The organism is Streptomyces sp. NPDC025651 (assembly GCF_055558735.1).
In genome coordinates, this window is record NZ_JBVHLZ010000007.1 from 209,251 (window position 1) to 229,933 (window position 20,683).

Annotated in this window: 18 protein-coding genes; 4 read left to right on the forward strand and 14 right to left on the reverse strand. The window is 71.8% G+C overall.

Annotated features, from left to right (window positions below; genetic code table 11):
* Positions 1-7 precede the first annotated feature (7 nt).
* The 6 genes from ACZ4D5_RS25055 to ACZ4D5_RS25080 all read right to left on the reverse strand — a co-directional run bounded on the left by ACZ4D5_RS25055 (position 8) and on the right by ACZ4D5_RS25080 (position 7,268).
* Positions 8-964, reverse strand: coding sequence for a DUF2510 domain-containing protein (locus ACZ4D5_RS25055; protein ID WP_467774630.1), 957 nt, complete (start codon positions 962-964; stop codon positions 8-10).
* Positions 965-992: 28 nt separating this feature from the next.
* Positions 993-2,294 carry a haloacid dehalogenase-like hydrolase gene (locus tag ACZ4D5_RS25060; RefSeq protein WP_467774631.1) on the reverse strand — a complete coding sequence of 434 codons (1,302 nt, stop codon included), beginning with the start codon at positions 2,292-2,294 and terminating at the stop codon, positions 993-995.
* Between the two features lie 22 nt (positions 2,295-2,316).
* Positions 2,317-3,636 carry a haloacid dehalogenase-like hydrolase gene (locus ACZ4D5_RS25065; protein WP_467774632.1) on the reverse strand — a complete coding sequence of 440 codons (1,320 nt, stop codon included), beginning with the start codon at positions 3,634-3,636 and terminating at the stop codon, positions 2,317-2,319.
* Between the two features lie 102 nt (positions 3,637-3,738).
* Entirely contained in the window at positions 3,739-4,521 is a 783-nt protein-coding gene (locus tag ACZ4D5_RS25070) for a 3-oxoacyl-ACP reductase (RefSeq protein WP_467774633.1), read from the reverse strand.
* A 6-nt stretch (positions 4,522-4,527) separates the two neighbouring features.
* A complete protein-coding gene (locus tag ACZ4D5_RS25075) occupies positions 4,528-5,889 on the reverse strand; it encodes an aldehyde dehydrogenase family protein (RefSeq protein WP_467774634.1) in 1,362 nt (453 codons plus the stop codon).
* Positions 5,890-5,897: 8 nt separating this feature from the next.
* The gene (locus tag ACZ4D5_RS25080; RefSeq protein ID WP_467774635.1) at positions 5,898-7,268 is read right to left on the reverse strand and encodes a glutamine synthetase family protein; all 1,371 of its coding nucleotides are present in this window, start codon (positions 7,266-7,268) and stop codon (positions 5,898-5,900) included.
* 75 nt (positions 7,269-7,343) lie between these two features.
* Here ACZ4D5_RS25080 and ACZ4D5_RS25085 point away from each other — a divergent pair, with 75 nt between their 5' ends.
* From ACZ4D5_RS25085 to ACZ4D5_RS25095, 3 genes are all read left to right on the forward strand, one after another.
* Positions 7,344-8,084, forward strand: coding sequence for a FadR/GntR family transcriptional regulator (locus ACZ4D5_RS25085; protein WP_467774636.1), 741 nt, complete (start codon positions 7,344-7,346; stop codon positions 8,082-8,084).
* A 144-nt stretch (positions 8,085-8,228) separates the two neighbouring features.
* Entirely contained in the window at positions 8,229-9,674 is a 1,446-nt protein-coding gene (gene eat / locus ACZ4D5_RS25090) for an ethanolamine permease (protein ID WP_467774637.1), read from the forward strand.
* A 67-nt stretch (positions 9,675-9,741) separates the two neighbouring features.
* The gene (locus ACZ4D5_RS25095) at positions 9,742-10,428 is read left to right on the forward strand and encodes a gamma-glutamyl-gamma-aminobutyrate hydrolase family protein (RefSeq protein WP_467774638.1); all 687 of its coding nucleotides are present in this window, start codon (positions 9,742-9,744) and stop codon (positions 10,426-10,428) included.
* Here the strand turns inward: ACZ4D5_RS25095 and ACZ4D5_RS25100 are convergent.
* From ACZ4D5_RS25100 to ACZ4D5_RS25110, 3 genes are all read right to left on the reverse strand, one after another.
* Positions 10,397-11,380, reverse strand: a complete 984-nt coding sequence (locus ACZ4D5_RS25100; RefSeq protein WP_467774639.1) for a phosphotransferase family protein — start codon at positions 11,378-11,380, stop codon at positions 10,397-10,399. The two genes, ACZ4D5_RS25095 and ACZ4D5_RS25100, sit on opposite strands and share 32 nt — an antisense overlap.
* A gap of 79 nt (positions 11,381-11,459) precedes the next feature.
* Positions 11,460-11,921 (reverse strand): DNA-binding protein, encoded by a 462-nt coding sequence (locus ACZ4D5_RS25105; protein ID WP_467774640.1) that lies wholly within the window; start codon positions 11,919-11,921, stop codon positions 11,460-11,462.
* Positions 11,922-12,093: 172 nt separating this feature from the next.
* Positions 12,094-13,062: a LysR family transcriptional regulator gene (locus ACZ4D5_RS25110; RefSeq protein ID WP_467774641.1), complete on the reverse strand. Its 969-nt coding sequence runs from the start codon at positions 13,060-13,062 to the stop codon at positions 12,094-12,096.
* Between the two features lie 70 nt (positions 13,063-13,132).
* Here ACZ4D5_RS25110 and ACZ4D5_RS25115 point away from each other — a divergent pair, with 70 nt between their 5' ends.
* Positions 13,133-14,260, forward strand: a complete 1,128-nt coding sequence (locus ACZ4D5_RS25115) for a TDT family transporter (protein ID WP_467774642.1) — start codon at positions 13,133-13,135, stop codon at positions 14,258-14,260.
* 94 nt (positions 14,261-14,354) lie between these two features.
* Here the strand turns inward: ACZ4D5_RS25115 and ACZ4D5_RS25120 are convergent, their stop codons facing one another.
* From ACZ4D5_RS25120 to ACZ4D5_RS25140, 5 genes are all read right to left on the reverse strand, one after another.
* On the reverse strand, positions 14,355-15,119 hold the full coding sequence (locus ACZ4D5_RS25120; RefSeq protein ID WP_467774643.1) for a helical backbone metal receptor: 765 nt from the start codon (positions 15,117-15,119) through the stop codon (positions 14,355-14,357).
* Between the two features lies 1 nt (position 15,120).
* The gene (locus ACZ4D5_RS25125) at positions 15,121-15,696 is read right to left on the reverse strand and encodes a helix-turn-helix domain-containing protein (RefSeq protein WP_467774644.1); all 576 of its coding nucleotides are present in this window, start codon (positions 15,694-15,696) and stop codon (positions 15,121-15,123) included.
* 105 nt (positions 15,697-15,801) lie between these two features.
* Positions 15,802-16,791: a hypothetical protein gene (locus ACZ4D5_RS25130; RefSeq protein WP_467774645.1), complete on the reverse strand. Its 990-nt coding sequence runs from the start codon at positions 16,789-16,791 to the stop codon at positions 15,802-15,804.
* 141 nt (positions 16,792-16,932) lie between these two features.
* Complete coding sequence (locus ACZ4D5_RS25135) at positions 16,933-19,542, reverse strand: ABC transporter permease/substrate binding protein (protein ID WP_467774646.1); 2,610 nt, start codon at positions 19,540-19,542, stop codon at positions 16,933-16,935.
* A complete protein-coding gene (locus ACZ4D5_RS25140) occupies positions 19,535-20,656 on the reverse strand; it encodes a quaternary amine ABC transporter ATP-binding protein (protein ID WP_467774647.1) in 1,122 nt (373 codons plus the stop codon). The genes ACZ4D5_RS25135 and ACZ4D5_RS25140 overlap by 8 nt, the downstream gene beginning before the upstream one ends.
* Between the last annotated feature and the right edge of the window lie 27 nt (positions 20,657-20,683).

The window sequence follows — 20,683 nt, forward strand, 5'->3', positions numbered from 1 at the left end:
CGGCGCCTCAGGGCGTCGCGCCCACGTCGTCGCCCACGCCGCCGCCCGTCGCGCTGTCGTCGACCGAGCGGATCCCGTCGGTGATCTCGTCCATGACGGAGACCGGCGGCGCCCCGTCTCCCGCGCCGACGGCGAAGCGGACGATGACCATGGACTCGGAGCCGACGCTCGACGCGAAGGCGAGCGACTGGACGTAGCCGCCGTCGCCCTTGGCGGTGTGGACGCGCCAGCGCACGAAGTAGCCGCTGCGGCCCGCGACCGCGACCTGGCCTTCCTTCACCTTCTTGGTGCCGGTGATGCCGCCGTAGGGCTGCTTGTCCAGCTTGTCCTTGTCGTAGACGGCGTCGGCGGCGTCCTTGATGTCGCCGCGGGCGAGGGCCTTGGGGTCGGTCTCGTTCGTGCCCGTCGCGGTGCTCGACGTGACGGTGCCCTCGCGGCAGAGTCCGGAGTCGCCCGGGCAGTCGACGATGTCCGGCGTCTGGATGGTCGCGCCGCCGCCGAAGCTGTCGTCGTCCTTCTCCCAGCCCTCGGGGACGGGGAGCGTGATGCCGTTCAGGTCGTCGACGAGGGTGTCCGGGTCGGGGTCGGACGGCGAGGGCGACGCCGTCCTCTGCGTGGCGGACGGCGTCGGGCTCGTGGCCGCGGGTGTGGTCGGCGCGGGGCCGCCGCCCTCCGGGTCGCCGTCGTCCTTGCCGAGGACGACGGCGCCCGTGACGATCGCTGCGACGAGGACGGCCGCGGCGACGGTCAGCGCGACGACCTTCGCCCGGCCACCGCCGCCCGCCGACGTCACCGGCATGACGGAGGTCGTGGCCTGGGGCGGCCCGAACCCCTGCTGTTCCGGGGCGGCTTGGGCGTTCTCGGGCGCGCGCCGGTGCTCGGTCCACGCGGACCCGTCCCACCAGCGCTCAACGGAGGGCTGGTGGGGGTCCGGATACCAGCCGGGCGGCGGCGACATGCTCATCCCGGCACTCTAGGACTTCGCCCGACGATCAGTACACCGAGTCCCGCTGGTCCGGCACCACCGAGCCGTCCTCCCGCAGCACGGGACCCTTGCTCCCGTCGTGCTCGTTGTAGGCGGCGGTCGAGCATGGGTAGGTGCCGCTCTTCTGCGGCATCGGCTCGATGAACATGGGGTTCACGACCCAGCGGCCGTCCTCGTTGTCGTACGCCCGGCACATGAACTCGCTCTTGTTGCGGTTCAGGACGAGGTGCGCGCCGGTGGCGTCGCCGACGAAGGTCACGTCCGTGTCGGCGTCGCCGCCGCCGAGCGCGATGCGGTGCGCGAAGTCCTGCTTCTCCCAGGCCTTCTTGCCCTTGATCCCGAAGATCTCCTGGTTGATCCAGCAGCGCTTGCCGTCGATGTACGGGATGGCCTCGCCCTTGTTGACGGGGACGCCGCCGCAGCCCTGGTTCCAGGTGGTGATGCGGCCCTTGCGGTCCAGGACCGAGCGGATCGCGATCGTGTGCTTGCGGTCGATGCCGACACTCTTCGACCACACCTCGGCCACCGGCTCCGAGCCCGCCGAGACGATGTAGACGTCGAACCCGGCCCTCTTGAGCGTGCGGATCAGGTCGCGCTGCTGGTCGTAGTAGCGGACGTACCCGGGGATCTTGTGCGTGCCGACGGTCTGCGTGGCGCCGACCGGGGCGGCGAGGGCCTCCTTGCGGGCCTTCGCGGCGTATGTCTCCAGTTCGCGGACGGTGTGCCCGGCGAAGAGCTGCGGCACCCAGGCGTACTGCGGGACGGTGTGCCGGTGGTCCCACGTGCCCGCGAAGGCCGCGGCGCCGCTCATCGTCTTCCCGTCCTCGCGGACCTCGAAGATCTCGTCGGCGCAGGCCTTGTTGGTGGAGGTGGGCAGCGGCTTGCCGACGGGCACCTTCGTGCCGCACGCCTGGGTGAGCGCGCGGTCGGCGTCGTCGGTCATCCACTTGCTGGTGGACTTCCAGCTCTTGGGTCGCAGGATCTTGTCGTGCCGCAGCGCCCAGGCGATGGTCGCGTCGGTCACGTCGTTCTTGGTGATGGTGTTGTCCCAGTCGAACGCGGCGACCGGGCGCTTGCTCCTGCCGTGCCCCAGGTCCGGGTTGGCGCAGGTGCCGCGCTCGTCGATGGTCCGCTGGAGCTTGGCGCGGTTGGTGCCGTGCCACTCCAGCTTCTTCGAGAGCTGGGGGCAATGCCCACCGGAGGTGCGGGAGTTCGCGGGCGTGGCGGCGGCCGCGGGGAGAGCTGCCGGCACGGCCGCCAGGGTGGCGGCCGCGGCCAGGGTCAGCGCCAAAATGTTTCTGTTACGCATGTGAGTGGACCGTACATCAGTCCTACGAGGCTGACGATGCCGGAGGCGTCCCGTACACCGAGTCCCTCTGATCGGGGATCACGGAACCGTCCGTACGGCGCACCGGCCCTTCCTTGCCGTCCCGTTCGGTGTAGCCGGTGGTGGCGCACGGGTAGGGGTCGGCCTTCTTGCCCTTGGGCTCGATGAACATGGGGTTGACCAGCCAGCGGCCGTCGCCGTTCTCGTAGGCGCGGCACATCAGCTCGTTCTTGTTGCGGTTCAGGACCAGGCGCAGACCGGTGGCGTCGCGCAGGAACGAGACGTCGGTGTCGGAGTCGCCCGCCGCGAACACCTGGCGCCTGGCGGCCGGTTGGACCTTCTCGGCGGCGGCGCCGCGCACCCCGAAGATCTCCTGGTTGATCCAGCAGCGCTTGCCGTCGATGTACGTGATCATCGAGTCGTCGCCGTCCCGCACGGTGCCGCAGCCCTTGAGGCGGGCGGTGTGCTTGCCGTGCGCGGTGACGTTGCGGATGCCGAGGGTGTGCCGCGCGTCGATGCCCGCGCCCCTGCCCCACACCTCGGCGATCGGCTCGGGCGACGCGGAGACGACGTACACCTCGAAGCCGGCCTTCTTGAGGGTGCGGATCAGGTCGCGCTGCTGGTCGTAGTAGCGGACCCAGCCGGTGACCTTGTGGGTGCCGACCTTCTGCTCGGTGCCGACGGGCGCGGCGAGGTTCTCCGTGCGGGCGGCGGCCGCGAAGTGCCTGACCTGGCGCGTCGACCAGCCGCGGGTGAGCTGGGCGAGCCAGGCGTACTGCGGCTCCATGCGGCGGTGGTCGAAGCCCGCGAAGGCGGCCCTGCCGGAGGTCGTGGCGCCCTCGCTGTAGACGGAGAGGATCTCGTCGGCGCAGGCGGCGTTCCGGTGCGTGGGCAGGGTGGTGGCGGTGGCGGGGCAGGCCTTCGCCAGGGCCTTGGCCGCCGGGGCGGTGAGGTAGCGGCTCGTGGTGCGCCAGTCGGCCCGCTCGGGCGTGCGTATCTTGCCGTTGCGCAGCAGCCAGAACATGGTGGCGTCGCCGATGTCGTTCTTGATGACGGTGTTGTCCCAGTCGAAGGTGGCCACCGGCTTGGCGCCGCCCTCGCGGGCGCCCTCGCCGCAGCGGCCGTACTGGTCCACCATGCGCTGGAGCCGCGCCTTGTTGTCGCCGTACCAGCCCTTCGAGACGGTGAGGTCGGGGCAGGCCTTCGGCCGCGCGTGGGCGGCGTCGGGCTGCGTGGCTTCCGCGGTGGCCTGGACGGTGACGAGACCGGCTCCGGCGACGGCGAGTACGGCGGTGGCCGCGGCGGCGCGGCGCTTGAAGTTCACGAACACGCTCCAGTGTTTACGCAGGTCAGCCGGGCGTCGTGCGACGCCCGGCTGACGGGTGGGTGGCTGCTGGGTGAACTGCGGGGGCTGTGCCCGATGGGCCTACAGCGGGGTGACGTACGCCCCGGTGAGACCGCCGTCCACGAGGAAGTCCGTGGCGTTCACGAACGAGGAGTCGTCGCTGGCGAGGAAGGCCACCGCGGCCGCCATCTCCTCGGCCTCGGCGAAGCGGCCCACGGGGATGTGTACGAGGCGGCGGGCCGCGCGCTCGGGGTCCTTGGCGAACAGCTCCCGAAGGAGCGGGGTGTTGACCGGGCCCGGGCAGAGCGCGTTGACGCGGATGCCCTCGCGGGCGAACTGCACGCCCAGCTCACGGGACATGGCCAGGACGCCGCCCTTGGACGCGGTGTAGGAGATCTGGGAGGTCGCCGCGCCCATCCGCGCCACGAAGGACGCGGTGTTGATGATGGAGCCCTTGCCCTGGCGCCGCATGTAGGGGATGGCGGCCTTGCAGCACAGGTACACGGAGGTGAGGTTGACCTCCTGGACGCGCTTCCAGGCCTCCAGGCCCGTCTCCAGGATGGAGTCGTCGTCGGGCGGCGAGATGCCCGCGTTGTTGAAGGCCACGTCGACGGAGCCGTAGGTGTCGAAGGCCGTCTTGAAGAGCGCCTCGACCTGCTCGGCGTCGGTCACGTCGACCTTCACGAAGATCCCGCCGACCTCGTCGGCGACCGCCTTGCCCGCGCTCTCGTCGATGTCGCCGCAGACGACGTGGGCGCCCTCGGAGGCGAGGCGGCGCGCGGTGGCGAGGCCGATGCCGCTGCCGGCTCCTGTGATGACGGCGGTGCGGCCCACGAGACGGCGGCAGATGTTGTCTTCGGTCATGGGTGCTCAGGCCTCCGTGCTTTCCGTGCTGATGAAGACGTTCTTGGTTTCGGTGAAGGCGGTCAGCGCGTCCGGGCCGAGCTCGCGGCCGAGCCCGGACTGCTTGTAGCCCCCGAAGGGGGTCCAGTAGCGCACGCTGGAGTGGGAGTTGACGGACAGGTTCCCGGCCCGCACGGCCCCCGAGACGCGCAGCGCCCTGCCGACGTCCCGGGTCCAGATCGAGCCGGACAGGCCGTACTCGGTGGCGTTGGCGAGCCGGATCGCGTCGGCCTCGTCCTCGAAGGGGATGACGACGGCGACCGGCCCGAAGACCTCCTCGACGGCGACGGGCGCGTCCGGGGCGACGTCGGTGAGCAGCGTCGGCGGGAACCAGAAGCCGGGGCCCTCGGGCGCGGACCCGTGGATGCCGGAGCCCGGGGCGACGTACGAACGCACGCGCTCCAGCTGGGACTTGGAGATCAGCGGGCCCATCTGGGTCTTCTCGTCGGCCGGGTCCCCGACGACGTACGACGCGACGGCGGGCGCCAGGACCTCGACGAAACGGTCGTACGCGGAGCGCTGCACCAGGATGCGGGTGCGGGCGCAGCAGTCCTGGCCGGAGTTGTCGAGGAAGGAGCCGGGCGCGGCGAGCGCGGCGGCCTCCACGTCGGCGTCGGCGAAGACGATGTTCGGGCTCTTGCCGCCGAGTTCGAGGGTCACGCGCTTCACGCGGTCGGCGCACCTGGCCATGATCTGCTTGCCCACGCCGGTGGAGCCGGTGAACACGATCTTGGCGACGCCGGGGTGCTCGACGAGGGCGTTGCCCGCCTCGGCGCCGGTGCCGGGCAGGACCTGGAAGAGGTGCTCGGGAAGGCCTGCCTCCAGGGCGAGTTCGGCCAGGCGCAGCGCGGTGAGCGGGGTCGTCTCCGCGGGCTTGAGGAGCACGGCGTTGCCGGCCGCGAGGGCGGGGGCCGTGCCCCAGGCCGCGATCGGCATCGGGAAGTTCCAGGGCGCGATGACGCCGACGACACCGAGGGGTTCGAGGATCGTCACGTCCAGGCCGCCGGGCACGGGGATCTGACGGCCGTTCAGGCGCTCCACTCCCCCGGCCGCGTAGTCGAGCAGGTCGCGGACGTTGCCCGCCTCCCAGCGGGCGTTGCCGATGACGTGCCCGGCCTCGCGGACCTCCAACCGGGCCAGTTCCTCGACGTGTTCGTCGACGGCGGCGGCGAAGCGGCGCAGGAGGCGCGCGCGGTCGGCGGGGGCGGTGGCCGCCCACTTCTCCTGGGCCCTCGCGGCCCGGAGGACGGCGGCGTCGACGTCTGCCGCGGTGGCGGCGGGGACGGACGCGACGACCTCTTCGGTCGCCGGGTTGAGTACCTGCAGCAAGTCGTTCCTCACATGCGTTCGAAGGAGCGGCGGAGCTCCCAGTCGGTCACCGCGGAGTCGAAGGCGTCCAGCTCGACCCGCGCCATGTTGCGGTAGTGCGCGACCACTTCGTCGCCGAAGGCGGCCTTGGCGACGGGGCTGTTCTCCCAGAGCTCGGCGGCCTCGCGCAGGGTGGTGGGGACGTGTTCGTAGTCGCCGGTGTAGGCGTTCCCGGTGCACTCGTCGGGCAGTTCGAGCTTCTGCTCCATGCCGTACAGACCCGCGGCGACCAGCCCGGCGACCGCGAGGTGCGGGTTGACGTCGCCGCCGGGCAGCCGGTTCTCGAAGCGCAGGGAACGGCCGTGGCCGACGACGCGCAGCGCGCAGGTGCGGTTGTCGTAGCCCCACGCGGCGGCGGTCGGCGCGAAGGAGCCGGGCTGAAAGCGCTTGTAGGAGTTGATGTTGGGCGCGTACAGGAGGGAGAAGTCGCGCAGCGCCACCAGCTGGCCCGCGAGGAAGTGCCGCATGACGGGCGACATGCCTCCCGGGTCGTCGGAGGAGCCCGCCATGGCGTTGTTGCCTTCGGCGTCCTGGAGCGAGAGGTGGATGTGACAGGAGTTGCCCTCGCGCTCGTTGAACTTGGCCATGAAGGTGAGCGAGACGCCCTCCTGGGCCGCGATCTCCTTGGCGCCGGTCTTGTAGATGGCGTGCTGGTCGCAGGTGACCAGGGCCTCGTCGTACTTGAAAACGATCTCGTGCTGGCCCGGGTTGCACTCGCCCTTGGCCGACTCGACGACGAGCCCGGCGGCCGACATGTCGTTGCGGATGCGGCGCAGGAGCGGTTCGATCCGGCCGGTCCCGAGGACGGAGTAGTCGATGTTGTACTGGTTGGCGGGCGTGAGGTCCTTGTAGCCCGCGTCCCAGGCCTGCTCGTAGGTGTCCTTGAAGACGATGAACTCCAGCTCCGTGCCCACGTGGGCGGTGAGGCCGAGCTCCGCGAGCCGCTCCAGCTGGCGGCGCAGGATCTGCCGGGGCGCGGCCACGACGGGCGAGGAGTCGTTCCACGCGAGGTCCGCGATCAGCATCGCGGTGCCCTCGTTCCAGGGGACCCGGCGCAGGGTGCTCAGGTCGGCGTGCATGGCGAAGTCGCCGTAACCGCGGTCCCAGGAGGACATCGCGTATCCGTCGACGGTGTTCATCTCCGTGTCGACGGCGAGGAGGTAGTTGCAGCCCTCCGTGCCGTGTTCGAGGACCTCGTCGAGGAAGAAGCGGGCGGCGAACCGCTTGCCCTGGAGCCGCCCTTGCATGTCGGGGAAGGCCAGGACGACAGTGTCGATCTCGCCGCTCGCGACGAGGGAGCGGAGCTCCTCGACGGCGAGCGGTGGTGTGCGGTCTGCCACGGGAAAAGCCTCCTTGGGTCAGCCGGGAGCCATAAGGTATTGCGGAGAACCATTGCTTGGGAAGGGGGTACGGGCATGTCGCACACGGAAGAGGGCACCGCGGCGGACGACGACCGGCTGACGCAGGTCCTTCGCCCGGTGCGGGCGGGCAACGGCTTCGAGGAGGCCCTGGAGCAGATCCTCCAGGTGGTCCGCCTCGGCCTGGTGCCCGGCGGCGAACGCCTGCCGTCGGAGCGGGAGTTGGCCGACCGTCTCGGCATCAGCCGGGTCACGCTGCGCGAGGTCCTGAAGGTGCTGCAGGACCAGGGCCTCGTCGAGTCGCGCCGCGGGCGCTACGGCGGCACGTTCGTGCGGCCGCGCCCCGAGGCGGCGGGCGAGGACGAACTGCGGCGCAGGGTCGCGGACGTCGACGTCGAGGACGCGCTGCGCTTCCGCGAGGTCCTTGAGGTGGGGGCGGCCGGGCTGTGCGCGGCGCACGGCCTGGGCGACGAACAGGCGGACCGGCTGCGCGCGGCGCTCGCGCAGACCCGCGACGCCCCTCTTGCGGAGTACCGCAGGCTGGACACGCTGCTGCACCTCACGCTCGCCGAACTGTCCGGTTCGCCGACGCTCACCGCGCAGTACGCGGCGGTGCGGGCCACCGTCAACGACCTGCTCGACTGCATCCCGCTCCTGGTGCGGAACCTGGAGCACTCCCAGCGCCAGCACACCGCGCTGGTCGAGGCCGTGCTCGACGGGGACGCGGACGGCGCGCGGGAGATGATGCGGGAGCACTGCGCGGGGACGGCGGCCCTGCTGCGGGGCTTCCTCACCTGAGCCGCGTCCGAGGGCGGGTGAGGTGCGATTAACCGCGGTGTAACGCACGGGGCTTGATTTCTCCCACCCGGCACGGCAAAGGTGTGGATCCGTTCCATTGAGTCACCCGCCAAGCCCGCAGCGCCGCCGCATAGGAGCCGTGCCATGACCGTGGAGTCCAACAAGCCGAGCGCCGCCGAACCGGCGGACGACTATCTGGAGCGCAGAACGCTCCGCCGGGGCAGCGCGGGCTGGCTGCTGCTCACCGGACTCGGCGTCGCCTATGTCGTGTCCGGCGACTACTCGGGCTGGAACTTCGGCCTCGCCGAGGGCGGCTTCGGCGGCCTCGGCATCGCGATGGGCCTGATGGGCGTGATGTACGCGTGCATGGTCTTCTCCCTCGCCGAGCTGTCGTCCGTCCTGCCGACGGCGGGCGGCGGCTACGGCTTCGCGCGCCGCGCGCTCGGCCCGTGGGGCGGCTTCCTCACCGGCACGGCGATCCTCATCGAGTACGTGCTGGCACCCGCGGCCATCTCCATCTTCATCGGCGACTACGTCGAGTCGCTCGGCCTGTTCGGCCTGACGTCCGGCTGGCCCGTCTATCTGACCTGCTTCGTGATCTTCATCGGCATCCATCTGTGGGGCGTGGGCGAGGCGTTGCGCTTCAGCTTCGTCGTCACCGGCATCGCGGTGGCGGCGCTGCTGGTCTTCGCGGTCGGCGCGTTCATGGACTTCGACGCCTCCAGGCTCGACGACATCCCGGTCGACGCCTCCGCCTTCGGCGCCAACTCCTGGCTGCCGATGGGGCTGTTGGGCATCTGGGCGGCGTTCCCGTTCGGCATGTGGTTCTTCCTCGGCGTCGAGGGTGTACCGCTGGCGGCCGAGGAGACCAAGGACCCCGCCCGCACGCTGCCGCGCGCGATCCGCTGGTCGATGGCGATCCTCGTCGTGCTCGCGCTCCTCACCTTCTTCGCCTCGGCCGGCGCACGCGGCGCGAACGCGATCCAGGACGCGGGCAACCCGCTGGTGGAGGCGCTGCAGCCGGGCGGCGAGGCGACGACGCTCAGCCGCATCGTCAACTACGCGGGGCTCGCGGGCCTGGTGGCCTCCTTCTTCTCCCTCATCTACGCGGGCTCGCGCCAGCTCTTCGCGCTCTCCCGGGCCGGCTACCTCCCCCGCTTCCTCTCGCTCACCAGCAGCCGCAAGGCCCCCTACCTGGGCCTGCTCGTGCCGGGCGCGATCGGCTTCGGGCTCGCCGCGGCGACCGGGGACGGCGCCCGCATGCTGAACGTCGCGGTGTTCGGCGCGACCATCTCGTACGCCCTGATGTCGCTCTCGCACATCGTGCTGCGCCGCCGCGAACCGGACCTGGAGCGCCCCTACCGCACGCCCGGCGGCGTCCTGACGTCGTCCGTGGCGCTGGTCCTCGCCTGCGCGGCGCTGGTCGCGACGTTCCTGGTGGACGTGACGGCGGCGTTCATCGCGCTCGCGGTGTACGTGGTCGCCATCGCCTACTTCGGGATCTACAGCCGCAAGCACCTGGTGGCCCGCGCGCCGGAGGAGGAGTTCGCTGCGCTTGCGGCGGCCGAGGCAGAGTTGGAACGCGACTGATCACAGCGGAGAACAACTGATCACAGCGGAGAGGGAGAGGCGAGCGAGAACGGTGAGGGAGAGCGCAGTGAGCGGCAGGCCGCTGATCGGGGTCAGCACCTATCTGGAGTCCAAGGCGAGCTGGGGCGTGTGGGAGCTGCCCGCGGCCCTGCTGCCCGCGGGATACCCGCGCCTCGTGCAGGCGGCGGGCGGCATCGCCGTGATGCTGCCGCCGGACGATCCCGCGTACGCGGCGTCCGTCGTCGCCCGGCTCGACGGCGTGGTCGTCGCGGGCGGCCCCGACGTCGAACCCGTGCGGTACGGCGCGGAGCGCGAGGAGCGGACCGGGCCGCCCGCGCGGGAGCGGGACACCTGGGAACTCGCCCTGATCGAGGCGGCGTTGGCGTCCGGCACGCCGCTGCTCGGCATCTGCCGGGGCATGCAGCTGATGAACGTGGCGCTCGGCGGGACGCTGGTCCAGCACCTGGAGGGGCACGTGGAGCGGGTCGGCGTGTTCGGCACGCACCCGGTGAAGCCGGTGCCCGGCACGCTCTACGCCTCGATCGCGCCGGACGCCTCCACGGACGTGCCGACCTACCACCATCAGGCCGTCGACCGCCTGGGGCGGGGCCTCACGGCCTCGGCCCACGCGGCGGACGGCACCGTCGAAGCCGTCGAACTCCCCTCGCCCGCCTGGGCGTTGGGCGTTCAGTGGCACCCGGAGATGGGCGAGGACACGCGCGTCATGGCAGCGCTGGTCCGAGCCGCGTCCTGAGCCAGTCCAGGGCGGCCGCGCCCTGGGCACCCTGGAAGGCGCGCAGGGTCGGAAGGCCCGGCGGGCCGGGCTGCAGGGATCCCCGTACGAAGTACCCGGCGAGGGCGGCGAGCGTGGCGGTCACACCCTTCGGGTCGGCGTCGCGGCCCACGGGGTGGGCGGTGAAGACGGCCTCCGGGTCGGGTCCGCCCTGCGCCCGCACGCACGGCAGCATGACCAGCAGGTCGAACCAGGGCGCGGCGCGCACGGCGTGCGGCCAGTCGACGAAGACGACGCGCCCCTCGCCCCGGGTGCCGTCCCCGGCGGTCAGGAGCATGTTGTCGGCGCGCAGGTCGCCGTGGGCGAGGGTGTCGCCCGCCGCGAACTCGGGCCAGTCGGCGGCGAGTTCGGCGAGGGCACGCAGGTTGCGGCGGGCCCAGGGGTCGAGCCGCTCGTCGCCCTCGGCCCCGGCCTCGATCAGCTGCTCCCACCCGCGGAAGCTCTCCGCCTCCGCCTCGACGACGGACGGGGCGTCGAAGGGCGCGGGCGTCAGGGCCCGCGCGAGCTGCGCCACGGCGTCGAGCACGCGCTCGAACTCGGCGGCGCGCCACGGCACTTCGGGCTGACGCCCCTCGACCTCCTCGAAGGCGAGGGCGACCCAGGTGCCGTCGTCGTAGGAGGCGAGGAGCCGGGGCGCGGGCACGGACTCCGGCAGGGCCGCGGAGTGCCGGGCCTCGGCGCGGTGCAGGGCGGGGCTGGCGGGGTTGCCCTCGGAGCTGACGGCCTTGACGAAGGCGCGCCGGCCGTCGCCGAGCCGCACCCGGGCGGCGACCCCGGGCGAGAATCCGCCGCTCTGCGTCACCGCGTCGACCACGGGCGCACCGAGCTCGGCCTCCAGCGCGCCGCGGACGCGCGCGGGGAGGTGCTGCCAGGGGGTGCGGACGCCGGTGGCCGGAGGCGCGGTGGGGATCATGCGCCCCATGGTGAGGGCCCTCCACCCCCTGCCGCCAGGGATTTTCCCGCGCCCACCGGGCACCGCGAACCCGGCGGGCCTACTCCTCTCCGCCTCCCGTGCGCGCGACCAGCCGCTCGTACCGCTGCCGGGCCGCCTGCGGGGTGCCGAGGCCGAGGCCGAAGGCGACCTCCGGCCAGGTCATGCCGCGCCCGCGCGCCATCTGGAGGAGGCCGGTCTCCAGCTCGTCCAGCTCACCGCGGACCAGCGGCAGGAGGGTCAGTGCCGCCGTGATGTCGGCGTGGTCCACCTCCGGCTCGCCGTCGACGGGCCGGGCGGCGCCGCTCATCAGGAACGACACGAGCCGGACCGCTTCGTGCGGGCCGATGACGGTGGGGTGGACCTGCCGCCCGCGCTGCTCGTCGTCGGCGGCGTGCCGCTCGGCGATGCGCATCAGGGCCGCGTACACACGCTGGGCGCGGGCCTGTTCGGGGTGCGGCGGGGCGAAGGGGTCGGGGTTCGGCGACTGCTCGGGGTGCGGCGGCTGTTCGGGATTCGGCATGCGTCCAGCATGGATCCACACACGACCCGTAGTCAACAGTTCATTGTGAACAGTTTGTTTGCCTGCCGGATGCCGGGGGGATGCGGGGGGGGCGGATGCGGGGGGGCGGATCCGGATCCGGATGCGGAGATCACGCCGGACACTCGCCCGGGGAACAGGAATGCGGCAGCGCCTACGCCCCCCGCACCCCCGTCCCGCTCCGCGTCAACGCCAACAGATCCCGCCCCGGCCCCGCGGGCCGATGCCCCGTCGGCCAGACCGCCCGCAGCTCCCTGCGCAGCCGCACGTCCGCGAGCGGGATCTCCACCAGACGCCGCGCCGCGAGCTCCTCGCCCACCGCGAGCTCGCTCAGGACCGAGGGGCCCGCGCCGCTCACGGCCGAGGCCTTCACCGCGGTCGTCGAGGACAGCTCGATGAGGGGACGGGCGAGGCCGCCGAGCGCCGCGTCGAGGACCTGCCGGGTGCCCGAGCCCTCCTCGCGCAGGATCAGCGGGGTCGCCGCCAACTCCTCGGCGGCGAGCGGCTTCCTGCGCCGCGCCCACGGGTGTCCCGGCGCCGTCACGACGACCAGGCGGTCGTGTGCGATGACCACCTCGTCGAGCCCGCCCGGCACGGTGAGCCCCTCCACGAAACCGAGGTCCGCCTCCCCCGCGAGGAGCCGGGACGCGACCGCGGCGGAGTTGTCCGCGAGCAGCGACACCGCCGTGTCCGGCCGCTGGGTGCGCAGGGCGATCAGCCAGCCCGGCAGCAGATACTCGGCGATCGTCATGCTCGCCGCCACCCGCAGCCGCGAGTCGCGCCGGTCGCGCAGCGCCTGCGCGCCCGCGTCGAAGGCCTCCGCCGCCTCCACGATCCGCCCCGCCCAGTCGGTCACCAGGGCCCCCGCGGCGGTCAGGCGCGAGCCGCGGGGCGACCGGTCGACGAGGGCGACGCCCAGCTGCCGCTCCATGGCGCGTACCCTGCTGCTCGCCGCGGGCTGCGTGATGCCCAGCTCCCGCGCGGCCCGCCCGAGACTGCCGAGCCGGGCCACCGCGAGCAGCAGCTGCAGCGCCCCGAGGTCGGGCACACGGTGGGCGAGCGGTGCCTCCGTGGGCACGGGGGACGTGGGAGGCGTGGCGGGTGTGGGTGACGACGTGCTCATAAGGCCAGCTTATGCGCCCATAGAAGAGTGCTCCCTGGTGGCGCCCGTCGCCCCGTACGACCGTGGACCCATGGTCACCACCGCACACTCCGCCGCATCCACCGGCACCGGCCTCGCCGCCGCCCGCGTCCCCGCGGTCCGTCACCTCGGACCGAACTGGTACGCCTCCGTCATGGGCACCGCCATCATCGCCAACGCGGGCGCCGCCCTGCCGTACCAGTTCACCGGAGTGCGCACGGCCTGCACCGTCGTCTGGGCGCTCTCCCTGGTGCTCCTCGCCGTCCTGCTCACCGCCCGCGCCGCGCACTGGGTCCACCACCGCGACCAGGCCCGTGCCCACCTCCTCGACCCGACCGTGGCCCCCTTCTACGGCTGTCTGTCGATGGCGCTGCTCGCGGTCGGCGCCGGCACCCTGATCGTCGGCAAGGACTGGATCGGCACGGGCGCGGCCGTCGCGGTCGACACCGTGCTGTTCACCGCGGGCACGCTCATCGGGCTCGCGGCCGCCGTCGCCATCCCGTACCTGATGGTGGTCCGCCACCGCATCGCCGCCGACCAGGCGTCGCCCGTGTGGCTGCTGCCCGTGGTGGCCCCGATGGTCTCGGCGGCCGTCGGCCCCCTGCTCATCCCCCACCTGCCCGCGGGCCAGGCCCAGCAGACCATGCTGTACGCCTGTTTCGCGATGTTCGGCCTGAGCCTGCTCGCCACTCTGGTGATGCTGCCGGTGATCTTCGCCCGTCTGGTGACCGCGGGCCCGCTGCCCCTGGCGCTCACCCCCACCCTCTTCCTGGTGCTCGGCCCCCTCGGCCAGTCGACCACCGCCACCAACAAGCTCGCCGACTTCGCGCCCGGCGTCGTCCCCGCCCCGCTCGACCGGGGCTTCCTCGCCTTCGCCGTGCTCTACGGCGTGCCCGTGATGGGCTTCGCCCTGATGTGGCTGGCGCTCGCCGCGGCCATGGTGGTGCGCGCCCGGCGCCACGGCATGGGCTTCGCGATGACCTGGTGGGCCTTCACCTTCCCCGTCGGCACCTGCGTGACCGGCGCCGAGGGCCTCGCCAAGCACACCGGGCTCGCGGTCTTCGACTGGCTCGCGACCGGCCTCTTCGCCCTCCTCGTGGCCGCCTGGGCCGTGGCCCTGGCGCACACCCTGAGCGGCGTCCTCAGCGGCAGGCTGCTCGCGGCGCCGGTGCGGAAGTAGCTCCTGGGCTGCCGGAGCAACGGCCTGCCGGCCTCGGCGGCCGCCGCCGGCGGGCGCGTACCGGTCCGCGCCGGGCCGCGGCCCCGAGCGGCGGCTACATCTGCCGACGTGCCGCTCGCAGCGCCGCGCCGAGCACGGCCGGGGCCTCCGTCAACGACGGCCCGTACCAGGTGAGATGGCGGCCGCTGACGAGCGCGACCGGCGTGCGCGTCGGGAACGCCTCGGGGCCGTCGTCCCGCGTGAAGCGGTACGGCTCGTCGGGCAGGACCACCAGGTCCAGGTCCGCCGCGCGCAGCTCCTCCAGGGGGATGCGGGGGTAGCGCTCGGCGTGAGCGGCGTACGCGTTGTCGACTCCCATGCGCGCCAGGAGGTCTCCCGCGAAGGTGTCCCGGCCGAGGACCATCCACGGGCGGCGCCAGATCGGCACCGCGGCCCGCAGGCGCATCGAGGGGCTGGGCAGCTCCCGCCACACCGACTCGGCCTCCTCCAGCCACCTCGGGCGCCCCGCCCCGCACGCGGCGAGGACCCGCGTCAGCTCCCGGAAGGCCTGCTCCAGCGTCCGCACCTCGGTGACCAGGACCTGGAGGCCCGCCGCGCGCAGCGCCGCGAGGTCGGGGGCGCGGTTCTCCTCCTCGTTGGCGATCACCAGGTCGGGGGCGAGGGAGACGACGCGGGACACGTCGGGGTTCTTGGTGCCGCCCACCCGCACCACGTCGAGGTCCGCGGGGTGGCTGCACCAGTCCGTCGCCCCGACCAGCGCCCCGGGCACGGTCACGGCGACCGCCTCGGTCAGCGAGGGCACCAGCGAGACGACCCGCGGCGAGGCCGAGGCCGAGCCCGCCCCCAGCCCGTACGCCATCTCAGCGCCCCCTGCCGTCCACCGCCTCGATGTGGTCCCCCACGGCGACCACCAGGACGCGGGTGTCCGGCACGGTGGCCCGCCAGCGGTGCCGGACCCCGCCCGTCAGGAACAGGCTGTCGCCGCGCCCCAGGCGGTAGGCGCGGCCCTCCGCCTCCATCTCGACGGCGCCCTCGACGACGTACATCAACTCGTCGTTGCGGTGCTGGAACTCGCGCCCCTCGTCGTGGTCGCCGATGAACTCAAGGGCATGCAGCTGATGGTGGCCGCGGGCCAGTTCCCGCACCCGCGCCTCAGGGGTGGAGACGTCCAGGTCCGTGTCGTCGTCGGCGCGCACCACCTCCACCGTGCGGGCCGGGTCGGCGGCGGCCAGGAGCTCCACGTCGGTGGTACACAGGGCGTCGGCGACCCGCTGCAGGGAGCGCATGCTGGGCCGGGCGCGTTCGTTCTCGATCTGGCTGAGGAACGGCACCGACAGGCCGCTGCGCTCGGCGACGACGGCGAGGGTGAGCTCCAGCTGTCGGCGGCGGCGCCGCACGGCCGAGCCCACCCGGAGGGTCTCCTTGTGCTCGTCCATCGCCTCGGCTCCCTTCAGCGCATCGACCCACTCTCAACCCTGAGGGGCTTTCTGCACCCTACGCATGTTCGCCAAACGGTTTTGCCCCGTTGCCCCGACCGACGGCTACAGCTTGTGCCAGTAGAGCAGCTGCCCGGCCTCGCCGCGTGCCGAACCCTCACCCGGGACGAACAGACTGACGAGCAGGGCGGGTTGGCCCTCGGGGTCGGTCAGCAGGGTCGCCGAGGGGTTGGCGAAGGCGCGGCTGCCGCCGTGCGTGCGGATGTCGAGGCGGTCCGCGCGGCCACTTGAGGGGTCGTACGCGTAGGTGCCCCAACTGCCGAAGTCGCCGCGCCTGCCCTGCCCCTCGACGAGCACCACGCGCTGCCCGCCGAGCTCGACGGGCGCCCGGTCGCCGATGTTGCCGCCGTTGCCCCAGGTGTGCACCGCCCGGTCCAGGCGCCGGTCCGGTTCGGCGTGCCAGTGCCGGAAGCCGGTGAGCGTGGCGCGCAGCTGGCGGTCGGTGTCGCAGCCCGCACGGTAGTGCCCGGTGAGGTGGATCGTGGCGCCGCGCACGGCGGTGACGCTCGGCGTGCCCTCGGCGCAGCGCGAGAGGGTCAGGGGCGCGTCGAAGGCCCGGCGGGCGCGGCCGTCGAGGAGCGCGCCCAGATCCGCGTACGCGCGCACCGCTATGTGGTTGCGCGGGTCCTTCTCGTACGCGAGGACATAGCCGCCCCGGCCGTCGTGCGCGAGGGAGGCCTGGTGCGTGCCCGGTCCGAAGTCGTGGCGGCGCGTCCAGTGGCGCAGGTCGGTGGAGGTGGCGACGGCGGCATGGAAGCGGCCGTCGTCCACCAGCGTGTGGTAGACGGCGAGATAGGTGCCGTCCTGTGCCTGCTCGATCTGCGCGGCGTCCATGGTGCGGCCGGTGTGGTCCCGCGCGTCGTAGCGGTGTCCGTCGGCGGCGGTGACGTCCTCGGCGAGGGCGGCCAGGCGTGCGGTGCCCGCGGAGGCGGGGGTGGCGTCCGCCCGCGCCAGCTGCGCGACGAGCAGGGCGGCGGCCAGGGCCAGGACGGCGGCGACGGCGAAGAGCGCCGTCCTCGGCTGCCTTGCGGTCACGGGTGGGGTCTCACGTTCAGATGTACGAAGAAGCGGGTGCCCCGTCGAGGTTAGGGACCGGGGCGGCCCGCCGGAACGGCGCGAGGGGTGGGCTTCGCCACAAGGCGAGGCCCACCCCTCGGGAGTGCTGAGCGCGTCCGACTACTTCGCGGAGGTCATCTTCTCCTCGAAGCCCGGGTTCTTCTTCAACCAGGCGTCGACGGCCTTGGGCTCGTTGTTCTTGCCCGCCTTGTTGATCTCGTTCTCCAGGCTCGCCAGCTCCTGCTCGCTCATCTTGAAGTTCTTGAGCCACTTCGTGAGCTGCGGGTACTGGTTCGGGAAGTCCTTGCTGGAGAGCGAGCGGATCGTGTCGCCCTTGCCGAAGCCGCCCTTGGGGTCCTTCAGCTTGGTGAGGTCGTACTCGTTGTACGCCCAGTGCGGCGACCAGAGCAGGACCGCGACCGGCTCCTTCTTGGCGTAGGCGGCCTTCAGCTCGGAGAGCATCGCGGGGGTCGAGCCCGCGGCGATCTCGTACTCGTCCTCCAGGCCGTAGCCGGGCAGGACCTTGTCCTTGAGCGCCTGCATCACGCCGGTGCCCGGCTCGATGCCGATGATCTTGCCCTTGAACTTGTCGCCCTTGCCCTTGAGGTCCTCCAGCGACTTCACGTCCTTGACGTAGGACGGGACGGCGACCTCGAGCGACGTCGGGCTGTACCAGGAGCCGAGGTCGTTGAGGTTCGCCTTGTTCTTCTCCCAGTACGTCTTCTGGGCGGTGGGCAGCCAGGCGTCCAGGTTGAGGTCGAGGTCGCCCTGCGCGAGACCGGTGTAGGCCGGGCCCACGTCGGCCGGCGTCAGCTCCATCGTGTAGCCGCGCTTCTCCAGGACGCGCTTCCACAGGTTGGTGACGGCGATGTTCTCGTCCCAGGCGAAGTACGCGGCCTTCAGCGGACGCTTGTTCTCGTCGCTGCCGGAGTTCTTCGGCAGCGGCGCGAACTTGTCGACGACGCCCGGGTTCTTCTTCAGCCAGGCGCGCACGGCGTCCTGCTGCTGGCCCTTGCCGGCCTTGTTGATCTCGGCCTCAAGGCTCGTGAGCTGCTTCTCGCTCATCTTGAAGTCCTTGAGCCACTTGCCGATCTCGGGGTTCTCCTTCGAGAAGCCCTTGCGCGCCAGCGTGTGCACGCCGTCGCCCTTGCCCCAGGCACCCTTGGGGTCCTTGAGCTTCTTCAGCTCGAAGTCGCTGTACGCCCAGTGCGGCGACCACAGCGTGGTGACGATCGGCTCCTTCTTGGCGTACGCGGCCTTCAGCTCGGCCAGCATCGCCGGCGTGGAGCCGTCGACGACCTTGTACTCCTTGTCCAGGCCGTACTCGCCGAGGACCTTGTCCTTGAGCAGGCCCATCATTCCGGCGCTGGACTCGATGCCGGTGATCTTGCCCTTGAACAGGTCGGACTTGCCCTTGAGGTCCTCGAGGGAGTTGATGTCCTTCATGTAGGCGGGGACCGTCAGCTCGAGGGAGGTCGGGCCGAACCAGTCGCCCAGGTCCTCGAGGTCCTTGCCGTACTTCTTCCAGTACGAGGCGTGCGTCGTCGGCAGCCAGGAGTCGGTCTGGAAGTCGATGTCGCCCTGCGCCAGGGAGGTGTACAGCGGGCCTGCCTCCAGCTGGCTGGTGGTCACCTTGAAGCCGCGCTGCTCCAGGATCTCCTTCCAGAGGAAGGTGGAGGCGACGCCCTCGTCCCAGGGGATGTAGCCGATCTTGACTTCCTTGCCCTGGCCGACGTTCTTGGAGTCGGCCACGGACTCGGACTTGGTGCCGCCGAAGATACCCATGCCGCCCGCGACGAGCGCGAGGACGACGACGCCGACCATCGCGACGACGGGCCGGGGGCGGTAGTTCCAGATGTTCAGGCCCTGCGCGGCCCGCAGCTTGGCGAGCGCCCGGCGGCCCAGCGGGGAGACCTGGCCGCCCAGACCGCTGGTGACACGGTCCAGGTAGATGGCGAGGATCACGATGGAGACGCCCGCCTCGGCGCCGAGGCCGACGTCGAGCTGGCCGATGGCCGCGTTCACGTCGGCGCCGAGGCCCGGCGTTCCGACCATGCCGGTCAGGGCCGCCATGGAGAGGCCGAGCATGATGACCTGGTTGACACCGGCCATGATCGTCGGCAGCGCGAGCGGCAGCTGGACGCGGAAGAGCGTGTTGCGGGGCGTGGTGCCGAACGCGTCGGCGGCCTCGACCAGCTCCTTGTCGACCTGGCGGATGCCGAGCTCGGTCATGCGCACGCCGGGGGCGAGCGCGAAGACGATCGTGGCGACGATGCCCGCGGGGGCGCCCATGCGGAAGAACAGCAGCGCCGGGATGAGGTAGATCATCGCGGGCAGCGTCTGCATGAAGTCGAGGACGGGGCGCACGATGCCGCTGACCGTCTTCGAGCGGGACGCCCATATGCCCACGGGCACGGCTATGACCAGCGCCACGAAGGTGGAGACGAGCACCAGGGACAGCGTCATCATCGCGTTGTCCCACAGCTCCAGGGACACGATGAACGCGAAGCCCGCGAAGGAGAGCACGCCGCCGAGCAGGCCGCGCAGCCAGAACGCGATGACGGCGAGGATGCCCGCCATCAGGAGCGGCTCGGGCGCGGAGAGGACGTCGTAGACGCCGTCCCACATGTTCTGGAAGATCGTCTTGATGAGATCGAACAGCCAGTCCATATGGGTTCTGAGCCATTCGACCGAGTCATTGACCCAGTCGCCGAAGGGAATCCTAGGCACCGCTGCTCACCTTGCCCACGCTCTTGCCGCCGTTGTCCTGCGCGGGTACGGAGGCCGGAACCGCGTCCTGCGGCTCCGCCGCCGTCTCCGTCTTCATCGGCTCGCCGAGCACGGCGAGCAGGCGCGCCCGCGGCACGACGCCGACGAGCTTGCCGTCGTCGTCGGTCACGGCCACGGCCACACCACTGGTGGAGCAGGGCGTGAACAGCTCGATGATGGGGGTGTCCTCGGTGACGGTCGCGGGGGCGTCGGCCTGGGCGAAGTCCTTGTCGGGCTCGGCCATGATCGCGCCCGCGGTGAGCACCCTGGCCCGGTCGACGTCCTGCGTGAACGAGGCCACGTAGTCGTTGGCCGGGGTGACCAGGATGTCCTCGGAGGTGCCGATCTGGACGATGCGGCCGTCGCGCATGACGGCGATCTGGTCGCCCAGGCGCATGGCTTCGTTCAGGTCGTGGGTGATGAAGACGATGGTCTTCTTCAGCCGCTTCTGGAGCACCAGGAGCTGGTCCTGCATGTCGCGGCGGATCAGCGGGTCGAGGGCGCTGAACGACTCGTCCATGAGGAGCAGGTCGGCGTCGGTGGCGAGCGCGCGGGCCAGGCCCACGCGCTGCTGCATGCCGCCGGACAGCTCGTCGGGCCAGGACTTCTCCCAGCCCTTGAGGCCCGCGAGCTCCAGCGCCTCGGTGGCGCGCTTCTCGCGCTCGGCGCGCGGGACGCCCTGCACCTCCAGGCCGTAGCCGGCGTTCTCCAGAACGCTGCGGTGCGGGAAGAGGGCGAAGTGCTGGAAGACCATGCTGATCTTCTTGGAGCGCACCTCGCGCATCTCACGGGCGCTCAGCTCGGTCAGGTCCTGACCGTCGAAGCGGACGTGACCGGCCGTCGGCTCCGACAGTCCGTTGAGCATGCGCAGCAACGTGGACTTGCCGGATCCGGAGAGACCCATGACGACGAAGATCTGGCCCGGCTCGACCTCGAAGGAGGCGTCGATCACGGCAGCGGTGGTGCCGTCGGCGCGCAGCTCCTCTCGGTCGGCTCCGCCGCGGAGTTTCTCCACCGCGTCATCGGGTCGTCTGCCGAACACTTTGTACAAGTGCTCGGCCTGCAGCCTGGACACATACACCTCTCGGGTCGAACCAAGACG

Coding starts and splice junctions, on each gene's coding strand:
- ACZ4D5_RS25110 (WP_467774641.1), bottom strand. CDS start 13,062: ATGAGCACGTCGTCACCCACACCCGCCACGCCTCCCACGTCCCCCGTG.
- ACZ4D5_RS25085 (WP_467774636.1), top strand. CDS start 7,344: ATGTCGCACACGGAAGAGGGCACCGCGGCGGACGACGACCGGCTGACG.
- eat (WP_467774637.1), top strand. CDS start 8,229: ATGACCGTGGAGTCCAACAAGCCGAGCGCCGCCGAACCGGCGGACGAC.
- ACZ4D5_RS25115 (WP_467774642.1), top strand. CDS start 13,133: ATGGTCACCACCGCACACTCCGCCGCATCCACCGGCACCGGCCTCGCC.
- ACZ4D5_RS25070 (WP_467774633.1), bottom strand. CDS start 4,521: ATGACCGAAGACAACATCTGCCGCCGTCTCGTGGGCCGCACCGCCGTC.
- ACZ4D5_RS25125 (WP_467774644.1), bottom strand. CDS start 15,696: ATGGACGAGCACAAGGAGACCCTCCGGGTGGGCTCGGCCGTGCGGCGC.
- ACZ4D5_RS25055 (WP_467774630.1), bottom strand. CDS start 964: ATGAGCATGTCGCCGCCGCCCGGCTGGTATCCGGACCCCCACCAGCCC.
- ACZ4D5_RS25060 (WP_467774631.1), bottom strand. CDS start 2,294: ATGCGTAACAGAAACATTTTGGCGCTGACCCTGGCCGCGGCCGCCACC.
- ACZ4D5_RS25105 (WP_467774640.1), bottom strand. CDS start 11,921: ATGCCGAATCCCGAACAGCCGCCGCACCCCGAGCAGTCGCCGAACCCC.
- ACZ4D5_RS25120 (WP_467774643.1), bottom strand. CDS start 15,119: ATGGCGTACGGGCTGGGGGCGGGCTCGGCCTCGGCCTCGCCGCGGGTC.
- ACZ4D5_RS25100 (WP_467774639.1), bottom strand. CDS start 11,380: ATGATCCCCACCGCGCCTCCGGCCACCGGCGTCCGCACCCCCTGGCAG.